Origin of the sequence: Onishia taeanensis (assembly GCF_013349955.1) — a bacterium.
In the GTDB taxonomy this organism is placed as follows: domain Bacteria; phylum Pseudomonadota; class Gammaproteobacteria; order Pseudomonadales; family Halomonadaceae; genus Onishia; species Onishia taeanensis_B.
In genome coordinates, this window is sequence record NZ_JABVXC010000001.1 from 171,161 (window position 1) to 182,222 (window position 11,062).

At 62.5% G+C, this 11,062-nt stretch carries 8 protein-coding genes; 3 read left to right on the top strand and 5 right to left on the bottom strand.

From position 1 onward, the window contains the following. Positions 1–15: 15 nt before the first annotated feature. The 4 genes from HUS66_RS00765 to HUS66_RS00780 all read right to left on the bottom strand — a co-directional run bounded on the left by HUS66_RS00765 (position 16) and on the right by HUS66_RS00780 (position 5,236). Positions 16–1,266 (bottom strand): sarcosine oxidase subunit beta family protein, encoded by a 1,251-nt coding sequence (locus HUS66_RS00765; protein WP_175069088.1) that lies wholly within the window; start codon positions 1,264–1,266, stop codon positions 16–18. 56 nt (positions 1,267–1,322) lie between these two features. Further along, positions 1,323–2,612 (bottom strand): serine hydroxymethyltransferase, encoded by a 1,290-nt coding sequence (gene glyA / locus HUS66_RS00770; RefSeq protein WP_175069089.1) that lies wholly within the window; start codon positions 2,610–2,612, stop codon positions 1,323–1,325. 332 nt (positions 2,613–2,944) lie between these two features. After that, positions 2,945–3,985 (bottom strand): GlxA family transcriptional regulator, encoded by a 1,041-nt coding sequence (locus HUS66_RS00775; protein ID WP_175069090.1) that lies wholly within the window; start codon positions 3,983–3,985, stop codon positions 2,945–2,947. A gap of 144 nt (positions 3,986–4,129) precedes the next feature. Further along, complete coding sequence (locus HUS66_RS00780) at positions 4,130–5,236, bottom strand: hybrid-cluster NAD(P)-dependent oxidoreductase (protein ID WP_175069091.1); 1,107 nt, start codon at positions 5,234–5,236, stop codon at positions 4,130–4,132. A 305-nt stretch (positions 5,237–5,541) separates the two neighbouring features. Between HUS66_RS00780 and HUS66_RS00785 the strand changes: the two genes are divergently transcribed. Beyond that, the gene (locus tag HUS66_RS00785) at positions 5,542–6,828 is read left to right on the top strand and encodes an aromatic ring-hydroxylating oxygenase subunit alpha (RefSeq protein ID WP_175069092.1); all 1,287 of its coding nucleotides are present in this window, start codon (positions 5,542–5,544) and stop codon (positions 6,826–6,828) included. A gap of 253 nt (positions 6,829–7,081) precedes the next feature. On the opposite strand, the gene fdhA is transcribed toward HUS66_RS00785, so the two are convergent. Then, the gene (fdhA, locus tag HUS66_RS00790) at positions 7,082–8,275 is read right to left on the bottom strand and encodes a formaldehyde dehydrogenase, glutathione-independent (RefSeq protein ID WP_175069093.1); all 1,194 of its coding nucleotides are present in this window, start codon (positions 8,273–8,275) and stop codon (positions 7,082–7,084) included. Between the two features lie 244 nt (positions 8,276–8,519). On the opposite strand from fdhA, the gene HUS66_RS00795 reads away from it, so the two are divergent. Further along, positions 8,520–10,094 carry a BCCT family transporter gene (locus tag HUS66_RS00795; RefSeq protein ID WP_175069094.1) on the top strand — a complete coding sequence of 525 codons (1,575 nt, stop codon included), beginning with the start codon at positions 8,520–8,522 and terminating at the stop codon, positions 10,092–10,094. Positions 10,095–10,342: 248 nt separating this feature from the next. Further along, positions 10,343–10,876 carry an invasion associated locus B family protein gene (locus HUS66_RS00800; protein ID WP_175069095.1) on the top strand — a complete coding sequence of 178 codons (534 nt, stop codon included), beginning with the start codon at positions 10,343–10,345 and terminating at the stop codon, positions 10,874–10,876. The last annotated feature ends 186 nt before the right edge of the window (positions 10,877–11,062 follow it).

The following is an 11,062-nucleotide window of genomic DNA, read 5'->3' on the forward strand; positions in this document are numbered from 1 at the left end:
CTCCTCTGCGGTGGATCAGTGGGCGACGCCGGCGGCGCCGTGCTCGTCGATCAACGCGCCGGTATTGAAGCGGTCGATGGAGAAGGGCTTGGCGATCGGATGCATCTCGCCCTTGGCGAGACTGGCCGCGAATACGTGCCCCGAGCCCGGCGTCGCCTTGAAGCCCCCGGTGCCCCAGCCGCAGTTGAAGTACAGCCCCTTGACCTTGGTCTTCGAGAGGATCGGGCAGGCATCGGGGCAGGTATCGACGATACCGCCCCACTGACGGTTCATGCGCACCCGCGAGAAGATCGGGAACATCTCGACGATCGCCTGCAGGGTGTGCTCCACGGTCGGGTAGCTGCCGCGCTGCCCATAGCCGTTGTAGCCGTCGATGCCGGCACCGATGACCAGGTCGCCCTTGTCGGACTGGCTGATATAGCCATGAACGTGGTTCGACATCACCACGGTATCGAGGACCGGCTTGATCGGCTCGGAGACCAGCGCCTGAAGCGGGTGTGATTCCAGTGGCAGCTTGATGCCGGCCATCTTCGCCATCACCCCGGAGTTGCCGGCAGTGACGCAGCCGACGGTCTTGGCTTCGATGTCACCGCGATTGGTGTGCACCCCATAGACTTGGCCATCGCGAATCTTGAAGCCGGTGACCTCGGTGTTCTGTAAAAGATCGACCCCCAGGGCATCGGCGGCACGCGCATAGCCCCAGGCCACGGCGTCATGGCGGGCCACGCCAGCCCGCGGCTGCCAGGAGGCACCCATGACCGGATAGCGCGCATTCTTGGAGCAGTCCATGATCGGCACCAGCTCCTGCACGCCCTTGGCGTCGAGCACCTCGCCGTCGATGCCGTTGAGTCGGTTGGCGTTGACCCGACGCTGGATGTCACGCATGTCTTGCAGGGTGTGGCCCACGTTCAACACGCCACGCTGGGAGAACATCACGTTGTAGTTGATGTCCTGGGAGAGCCCTTCCCAGAGCTTCATGGCGTGCTCATAGAGCGCCGCCGACTCGTCCCACAGGTAGTTGGAGCGCACGATGGTGGTGTTACGGGCCGTATTGCCGCCACCCAGCCAGCCTTTCTCGATCACCGCGACGTTGGTAACGCCGAATTCCTTGGCCAGGTAGTAGGCAGTGGCCAGCCCGTGACCACCGCCACCGACGATGATGACGTCATACGCCTTCTTGGGCGTGGGGTTTCGCCACTGGCGTTCCCAGTTCTCGTGGTGGCTCAGCGCGTGCTTGACCAGCCCGAAGCCTGAATATCGTTGCATGCAATCTTCTCCTCAAAGGGGCCCCGCCGCTAAAGCGGCGGGAATCGGGCTCACGCTTAAGCGGTTTCGGCTGCGTCGACGGCTTGACCATAGACCGGGTGGCGAGCGCAAAGCTCGGCCACCTTGCCACGAACCTCGGACTCGGCCTCGGTGGTATCGTCTCCTTCGGCCAGGGCGTCGAGCAGATCGCAAATCCAGCCGGCCAGGGCTTCGCAGTCGGTCTGGTCGAAGCCGCGGGTGGTCACCGCCGGGGTGCCGATGCGCAGGCCCGAGGTCACGAAGGGACTCTGGGGGTCATTGGGTACGACGTTCTTGTTGACCGTGATGTGGGCGCGGCCCAGCGCGGCATCCGCGTCCTTGCCCGTCACCCCCTGCTTGATCAGCGACACCAGGAAGAGGTGATCGTCGGTGCCGCCGGAGACCACGTCGAAGCCGCGCTCGACGAAGACCTTGGCCATGGCCCGGGCGTTGTCGATCACCTGTGCCTGGTAGCGCACGAAGTCCTGGCTCATGGCCTCGCGGAAGGCCACCGCCTTGGCGGCGATGACATGCATCAGCGGACCGCCCTGCTGGCCCGGGAAGACTGCCCCGTTGAGCTTCTTGTAGAGCGTCTCGTCGCCGCTGGCGGAGAGAATCAGGCCACCGCGCGGACCGCGCAGGGTCTTGTGGGTGGTGGTGGTCACCACATGGGCATGCGGCAGCGGGCTCGGGTAGTGGCCGGCGGCCACCAGGCCGGCGACATGGGCCATGTCGACCATCAACCAGGCACCCACGGCGTCGGCGATGCTGCGGAAACGACGCCAGTTGATCACCCGGGAGTACGCCGAAAAGCCGGCGATGATCAGTTTGGGCCGATACTCGTGGGCGAGACGCTCTACCTCGTCGTAGTCGATCTCGCCGGTGTCCGGGTTCAGGCCGTACTGGACGGCGTTATAGTACTTACCGGAGAAGTTCGGCGCCGCACCGTGGGTCAGGTGCCCACCGTGGGCCAGGCTCATGCCCAGCACGGTGTCGCCAGGCGATACCAGGGCCATGAAGGCCGCCGCATTGGCCTGAGCGCCGGAGTGGGGCTGGACGTTGGCATAGTTGGCGCTGAACAGCGCGCAGGCACGCTCGATGGCCAGACGCTCGACCACGTCGACGTGCTCGCAGCCGCCATAGTAGCGCTTGCCAGGGTAGCCCTCGGCATATTTGTTGGTCAGCTGGCTCCCCTGGGCCTCCATGACCTGTGGACTCGCGTAGTTCTCCGAGGCGATCAGCTCGATATGGGCTTCCTGGCGAACCACTTCATCGGCAATGGCGGCGGCGATTTGGGGATCGGTCGTTGTAAGGTTATTGGCGTTCATCTCGTCACCCTGGGGATTGGCTTCACAACGTTAAAAAAAAGTAGAACGCGCGGCATTCTGGAAACGACACTGACATCGTCGCGACAGACAAGCCCTCGAAGCGCTGACTCGTCCTAGACGCCGTGTTCTCACTCTGGCTGTCATTGATAGCCAATCACGTGCTCGAAAGATTGAACGTTTGCGACATCTTTCCCATGATGTTCGCGACAAATAATCATAAATAATTGTTTATAAACATGTTTAGTTTAACGGGCCATTTGTATATTCCTCGGCATGTGCGCATAAAAAAGCCGACGCTCCGGCGTCGGCCCATGCTCCTTCGGCTTCGTTGCCTAAGGGGGCGTCGTCCGCGACTCGATATGCAGGAAGAAGGGATCGACCACGGCACCATTGCCCTCTCCTGCGGCCTTGCGCGCCGCCGACGGCGTAACACCAAAAGCCTCACGGAAGTGCCGCGAGAAGTGGGCGCTATCGGAGAACCCGCAGCGTTCGCCGATGTCGGTGACACTTTTCGCCGTATAGTGCAGCAGCCACAGGCCGTAGCGCAGGCGCAGGTCCCGGGCGAACTTGCGGGGGCCTACGCCCAGCGCCTCGCGGAAGCGCCGTTCCAGGTTGCGGCGCGAGGTGCCCAGCCGCTCGGCCAGCGCATCCACACCTAGCGGCTCGCCGAGGTGCTGCTCGAGAATGGCAATGGCGCGACGTACCAGCCGATCCTCGACCTTATCGAAGACCACCGGCTGGGGCTGGGGATGCTCGCCGCGGCGGGCCTCGTCAATGAGCATGATATGCAGGCTCTTCATGGCCCAGGCCTTGCCCAAGTGACGTTCCACCAGGTAGGCGGCAAGATCGGCGGAGGCGATGCCCCCGGCACAGGTGAGTAGGCAGCCGTCATCGATGAACAGGCGGTCGGCGACCGGCTCGATGTCGGGGAATCGCCGCGTCAGATCGCCATGGTGATACCAGCTGACGCAACAGCGCCGGCCGTTCATCAGCCCGGCCTGGATCAGCGCAAAGACGCCCGTGCAGACACCCACCAGCGGCACACCCGCCTTGGCCGTGCGCTGCAGGTAGGCAATCGCCGTCTCATCGATGACGTCATGCTCATCCTGGACCCCGCCGATGACCACGATATAGTCGAACTCCGCCGGATCGCGAAAGGCCGTGCAGGGCGTGACGGCCGCCCCGCAGCTGGAGATGGCATCTTGCCCGGCGCTGGTCATGAAGACCCAGTGACAGCGCAGTTGACGACTGCGATCGCCCTCATCGGCGGCCAGACGCAGGCAATCGACGAAGGCCGCGAAGGGCAGCATGGTAAAGCGGCGCAGCAGGACGAAGCCGACGGACAGCGGCTCGCCAGCGTGGGAAAGGCTCATGGAAGCGGTGCTCTTCACTAGCGGTGACGTGGGGATTAGGGTTTGTACGCAAAGCCTTGGTCGTGAGGATACACTTGATCGCCATGCCATACCGATCACCGAGAAAGTGATGCGCACCGCGGGCTAGGGCGGTAGCCGCCCGTATCAGTATTCGACCACCACATCGCCCACCGGCTTGCTGCAGCAGGAGAGAATATATCCCTCGGCGACGTCTTCGTCGGTGATGCCGCCGTTATGGTCCATTTCGACCTCACCAGAACTGAGCGGCACCCGGCAGGTGCCGCAGATGCCCATACCGCACGCCTTGGGAATGTGCAGCCCCAGCTTGGCGGCGGCCGAATGGACCGTCTCACCGGGCTGAATACGCACGCTCTTGCCGGTGGTGCTGAACTCGACGCTGAGCATGTCGGCGGCATCGAGCTCCTCGGCCTCGGCTTCGGCCATCTCGACGTTCTCGATCACATCTTCCTGGACGTCCAGCGGCGTGGCACCGAATGACTCCTCATGATAGTGATTCATGTCGAAGCCGTTTTCCTGCAGCAGACGCTTCACCGCATTCATGTAGGGGGTCGGGCCGCAGCAGAAGATCTCGCGATCCATGAAGTCCGGGGCCATCAGCTCGAGCATCGGCTGACTCAGGTAGCCACGGAAGCCTGCCCAGGCGTCGCCCAGCTCATCACTGCGCTCGCAGACGATATGCAGTTTGAACTCGGGGATCCGCGAGAAGATATGCTCAAGCTCACGATGATAGATGACATCACGTGGTGTGCGGGAACTATGCACGAATTGCAGGTCCACGGAGGCATTGGTGTCAAACAGCCAGCGCACCATGGACATCAGAGGGGTGATACCCACGCCACCGGAGAGCATCAGCACCTTGTCGGCCGGGTAGTCGATGATATTGAAGTTGCCAACCGGACCGTGCACCGCCAGCTCGTCATTGACCTTGAGGTTGTCATGCAGCCAGTTGGAGACGACGCCACCCGGCATGCGCTTGACGGTGATGGAGAAACTGTAGGGAACCGACGGTGAACTCGAGATGGTGTAAGAGCGCATGACGGGCTGATCATCGATCTCAAGCTCCAGGGTCACGAACTGTCCCGGCTTGAAGAAGAACATCACCGGCTGCTCGGCCATAAAGCAGAATGTTCGCGTGTCCCAGGTTTCCTGAATCACCTTGACGCAGCGCACCGCATGGCGGCCATTGGTCCAGGTCTGGGTAGTGACTGGGTTGAGAAAGGACATAGTCATTGTTGTGTCGCCTAGGCTGCAGCATGAAGGTCTCCGACCGCGGTGCCACCGCCTGCCGTTGCACGAATTCTGCGCAGCGCCGACCGGCTCGACTTGCCTGTCTACGACATGGGCATGCTCATGGCATCCAGCACTACCCATTTTCGTTTCACCCCGCGTCGCCGTCGCATCACATCACGTCGCCGGCAGACAACTGCCCCCCGCAGCACTGATCCACACTCGCTTCAGCCCACAACAGCCCGCCCGGCCCCTATTCCTAACAATCTCAAAGCCGCCCTAGCGGCCCTGCAAGAGGATGTATATTCATGGATCCTAGGTTTCACGCTCGTCTGGATGACCCCCTGGCCCCGGCCCGCGAGGCTACCGTAGAGATGCTGCAGCAGCGACGTGCCCAGTACTCGCTGCCGCAACCGTTCTACAACGACGCGCGACTGTTCCAACTGGACATGCAGGAAATCTTCGAGAAGGAATGGCTATTTGCGGGCATGACCTGCGAAATTCCCAGCAAGGGTAACTACATGACCCTTGAAGTCGGCGACAACCCGGTCGTGATCGTGCGTGGCAACAACGGGGAAGTGCACGCCTTCCACAACGTCTGCCGTCACCGTGGTTCGCGCCTGTGCGTCACCAGCAAGGGCAAGGTAGCAAAGCTGGTCTGTCCCTATCATCAGTGGACCTACGAGCTCGATGGCCGTCTGCTGTTCGCCGGCAGCGACATGGGCAAGGACTTTGACCTCACCGCCCACGGCCTGAAGCCGGTTCACGTGCGCACCGGTGGTGGTTACATCTTCATCAGCCTGGCCGACGACGCACCGGAGATCGATGGCTTCCTCGAGAGTCTCGATCACTACCTGGCTCCCTACGACATGGAGAACCTCAAGGTCGCCGTGGAGTCCAGCATCATTGAAGCGTGCAACTGGAAGCTGGTGATCGAGAACAACCGCGAGTGCTACCACTGCAATGGCGCGCACCCGGAACTGCTCAATTCCTTGCAGGAGTTCGACGACACCGACGACCCCCGCGCCACACAGGCTTACAAGGACCTGGTCGCACGCAAGCAGGCCGACTGGGAAGCCCAGGGCGTGCCTTACAAGCTCACCCGACTCGGTCGTCGTAACCGCTTGACCCGTACACCGCTGCTCAATGGTGTCGAATCAATGACCATGAACGGCAAGCGGGCCAGCAAGAAGCTGATGGGTAATCTGCAGAGCGCCGATCTGGGATCGCTGCGCATCCTGCACCTGCCCAACTCCTGGAATCACTTCATGGGTGATCACGCCGTCGTTTTCCGCGTCCTGCCACTGGGCCCGCAGCAAACCCTCGTCACCACCAAATGGCTGGTACACAAGGATGCCGCAGAAGGCATCGACTACGATCCGGCCGAGATGCGTCGCGTATGGGATGCCACCAACGATCAGGACCGCAGGCTCGCCGAGGAAAACCAGCGAGGCATCAACTCCAAGAGCTATGAGCCGGGCCCCTACTCCGAGACATTCGAGTTTGGCGTGATCGACTTCGTCGATTGGTACAGCGAGCGCATGCTCGACAACCTGGACCATAGCGCCTCTCATCTGCGTCTGGCCCAGAGCTAAGCTTTCGCCCTTGCCACGAACGTCCTGGCGAAGGCCCCGCTACCGGCCGGGCCTTCGCATTGGGACGTCAATTGGTGGACCAGGCGATTGTCGCGAACGTCCTGCCTCCCTTCCTGCACCAACGGCACCCTAGCCGCTTCGCCAACAACCTTGTCAGCGAAGCACCAGCTTGTCATCGAAGAACCAGGGCACAAAAAACGACGGCGCCCCGCGGAGCGCCGTCGTCGTTGGGCTGGCTAACCGGCTAGCGTGCTCAGGCAGCAACGCTGCCATGGGGGTCGATAACGAATTTCTTCGCCGCGCCGCCATCGAAGTCGGCGTAGCCCTTGGGCGCCTCGTCCAGCGTGATCACCTGAACATTGATCGCATCCGCGATGTTGACCTTGCCGAACAGGATCGCCTGCATCAGCGGACGGTGATACTTCATCACCGGACACTGGCCGGTGTGGAAACTGTGCGACTTGGCCCAACCAAGGCCAAAGCGCATGCTCAGGGAGCCCTGCTTGGCGGCCTCGTCTTCGGCACCCGGATCCTCGGTGACGTACAGACCCGGAATGCCGATTTCACCGCCGGCACGGGTCAGCGACATGGCCGAGTTAAGCACGGTCGCCGGGGCTTCCTTGCCGTGGTTGCAGCCACAGGCATGGGCCTCGAAACCGACACAGTCGACGAAGGCATCGACTTCACGCTCGCCCAGAATGACTTCGACCTTGTCGGCCATATCGCCGTCCTGGGTCAGATCGATGGTCTCGCAGCCAAAGCTGCGTGCCTGGGCCAGGCGATCCTCGATCATGTCGCCGACGATGACGCATGCCGCACCCAGCAGCTGGGCAGACACGGCCGCCGCCAGACCCACCGGACCTGCGCCGGCGATATAGACGGTAGAGCCAGGACCAACACCCGCGGTCACACAGCCGTGGAAGCCCGTCGGGAAGATGTCGGACAACAGGGTCAGGTCCCTGATCTTCTCCATCGCCTGATCGGCGTCCGGGAACTTCAGCAGGTTGAAGTCGGCATAGGGCACCATGACGTATTCCGTCTGGCCACCGACCCAACCGCCCATGTCGACGTAGCCATAGGCCGCGCCCGGACGTGCCGGATTGACGTTCAGGCAGATGCCGGTCTTGCCGGACTTGCAGTTACGGCAACGGCCACAGGCGATATTGAACGGTACCGAGACCAGGTCGCCCTGATTGATGAATTCGACGTCCCGGCCGCACTCGACCACGATGCCGGTGATCTCGTGACCCAACACCAGGCCCGGCGCGGCGGTGGTGCGGCCCCGCACCATATGCTGGTCGCTGCCGCAGATATTGGTGGTGACGACCTTGAGGATAACGCCGTGCTCGCACTTGCGATTGCCAAGAGCAAGCTCCGGGTAGGCGATGGATTCGACGGCGACTTCACCCGGGCCCTTATAGACGACTCCGCGGTTGGCTGCACTCATGGCTGGCTTCCTTCAACGTTATTTTTAATTGAAGCGGCGATACCGCCGCTACTCGACGATAGCCCCTTCACTCGGCCGGAATGTTCCCAGCGAGTCACTGCCATGCCTATTCGAGACATCTCGGCCAACGAAGTGGCCATGCCATATCTCGAGGTCGTTTTCGCGACAATCCCCCGTGCCAGTCATGCCAAGAATGTTCGCCGTCGCCGCTGGGCGATGTGACAACAACAATAGAGGACCTCGCATGACGCATGACGACGACCCCATCCTGACCCCCGGGCAGGACAACAAGCAGCTACTTGGGCTGGATTTCCACAACCCCGTCTTTCCCGTTTCCGCTCTGGCCATCCTGGCCTTTATTCTCTATGCCTTGATCTACCCCGATCAGTCCAACAGCCAAATGACAGCGGCCCGCGGCTTTGCCATCGAGCACTTCGACTGGCTATTCATGATCGCCGGCAATGTCTTCGTGATCCTGTGCCTGGCACTGATCGTCATGCCCCTCGGGCGTATCCGCCTGGGTGGCCCATCCGCCCGTCCCGAGCATTCCACGATCTCCTGGTTCAGCATGCTGTTCGCCGCGGGTATGGGCATCGGCCTGATGTTCTGGAGCGTGGCCGAACCGGTGGCCTACTACACCGACTGGTACGGCACACCGCTGAATGCCGCCCCAGGCACCCCGCAAGGGGCCAGTGCCGCCATGGGCGCCACCATGTTCCACTGGGGCCTGCATCCCTGGGCGATCTATGCGGTGGTCGGCCTGTCGCTGGCTTTCTTCGCCTACAACCGGGGACTGCCGCTGACCCTGCGCTCGGCCTTCACCCCCTTGTTGGGCCAGCATGTGCGTGGATGGCTCGGCCACGTGATCGACATTGTCGCGGTGCTGTCGACCATCTTCGGCCTGGCCACCTCGCTGGGCTTCGGCGCTACCCAAGCCGCTGGCGGCCTCAACTACCTGTTCGACATCCCCAACACGCTAGGCACGCAGCTCGCCATCATCGTCGGTGTCACCGCCGTGGCGCTGTACTCGGTATGGCGCGGGATCGACGGCGGAGTGAAGCTGTTCTCCAACATCAACATGGTGATCGCGCTAGTGCTGTTGCTATTCGTGATCTTCACCGGTTCCACGCTGCTGTTCGTCAACGGCCTGTGGGACACCAGCGTGGCCTACCTGACGCATATCCTTCCGCTGTCCAACTGGGTGGGCCGCGATGACCAGACCTGGTTCCACGGCTGGACGGTGTTCTACTGGGCCTGGTGGATCTCCTGGTCACCCTTCGTCGGCATGTTCATTGCCCGGGTCTCTCGGGGACGCACCGTGCGCGAGTTCCTGATGGCGGTGCTGCTGGTGCCGACACTGGTCACCGGCGTCTGGATGACCGCCTTCGGCGGCAACGCCCTCGCCCAGTCCGCGAATGGCGTCGGAGAGTTGGCCAACGGCATCGGCGAGGTCTCACTGGCGATGTTCCAGATGCTCGAGCAGCTGCCGCTGACGACCCTTACCTCGACCATGGCCATCATTCTGGTACTGGTGTTCTTCATCACCTCGTCCGACTCCGGATCGCTGGTGATCGACAGCATCACCGCCGGGGGCAAGATCGACGCGCCGCGCAGCCAGCGAGTCTTCTGGGCCACCCTGGAAGGGGTCATTGCCGGCATCCTGCTCTACGGCGGTGGTGACAAGGCCCTGGGCGCCCTTCAGGCCGGCGCCGTGACCACCGGCCTTCCCTTTACCTTCATCCTGCTGGTGATGTGTGTGGGCCTGGTCAAGAGCCTGAGAGAAGAGCATCGCAGCCTGTCGCGCGCAGCCACCGCCTGACCCTCGTCTCGCCCAGTGACATGCTGCCCCCGGCCGGTGCCGGGGGCAGCGTCGCTTTCTCCATTTCCCCGCGGTGTGGCGGCTGAATGTCAGGGAAAATACGTCAGGGACTCGACCTCAAAGGACCAACTGGGCATGGTGGTAAGCACAGCGCCGAGCGCAAACTCGGTTAGCCGCCGAACACGTCGGACGCCGCTAGCTGCTAAATACTCATCCTCATGATCACCGACACCAAGGAGGTACCCCCCATGTCGTCCTTTTTCACCCGCCGCCTGTGCATGACAGGCCTGCTGTCGCTTCTGGCCCTGGCGCCCAACGCTTTCGCCCAGCAAACGTCATCGAACCAAGCCCGCACCGATATCACCACCGAGCAATTCAATGACTGGGAGGTGGTATGTCCTAGCGACAGCAGCCAGGGCAATTGCACCATGAACCAGGTGATCAGTAATGCGGATAGCAGCCAGCCCTTGATGCGCGTCGTGGTCGCTTACCCGCCGCAGCTCGAGGGCAGCCCAGCGATGACCTTTCTGACGCCGCTAGGCGTGCGCCTGGCTCCCGGCCTACAGTTGAGTGCGGGAAGCAGCCAACCCGCCAAGTTCCCCTACCAGGTGTGCCTGGAGCAGGGCTGCCGCGCCGACCTACCGCTCGAACCGGCGATGTTCCAGGCGCTGCGCTCCGGCAGCAGCGCGACCCTGAGCCTGGTCGGCCCCCGCGGTAACCGCATGGACCTGGATATTTCCCTGATGGGCTTCACCGATGCCAGCCAACGCATCGCCCCCTGACGGCCGGTCGCCTCCAGCAGCAAGCAAAAACCCCGGCACACAAGGCCGGGGCTTAGACACAGTGACGCCTTGAGAAAACGTCGCTACAGGATGGAACCTTCGCCCGCTCATGTGGCGAAGGCGGCACCGGCGGTCGTGTGACGTCTGCCAGCGCCTGCCCGCTGCGCATAGGGTGCGGCTAGACAG

Excerpts from the sequence above, each read along its gene's own strand:
- HUS66_RS00765 (WP_175069088.1), bottom strand. The coding sequence starts at position 1,266 with ATGCAACGATATTCAGGCTTCGGGCTGGTCAAGCACGCGCTGAGCCAC.
- glyA (WP_175069089.1), bottom strand. The coding sequence starts at position 2,612 with ATGAACGCCAATAACCTTACAACGACCGATCCCCAAATCGCCGCCGCC.
- HUS66_RS00775 (WP_175069090.1), bottom strand. The coding sequence starts at position 3,985 with ATGAGCCTTTCCCACGCTGGCGAGCCGCTGTCCGTCGGCTTCGTCCTG.
- HUS66_RS00780 (WP_175069091.1), bottom strand. The coding sequence starts at position 5,236 with ATGACTATGTCCTTTCTCAACCCAGTCACTACCCAGACCTGGACCAAT.
- HUS66_RS00785 (WP_175069092.1), top strand. The coding sequence starts at position 5,542 with ATGGATCCTAGGTTTCACGCTCGTCTGGATGACCCCCTGGCCCCGGCC.
- fdhA (WP_175069093.1), bottom strand. The coding sequence starts at position 8,275 with ATGAGTGCAGCCAACCGCGGAGTCGTCTATAAGGGCCCGGGTGAAGTC.
- HUS66_RS00795 (WP_175069094.1), top strand. The coding sequence starts at position 8,520 with ATGACGCATGACGACGACCCCATCCTGACCCCCGGGCAGGACAACAAG.
- HUS66_RS00800 (WP_175069095.1), top strand. The coding sequence starts at position 10,343 with ATGTCGTCCTTTTTCACCCGCCGCCTGTGCATGACAGGCCTGCTGTCG.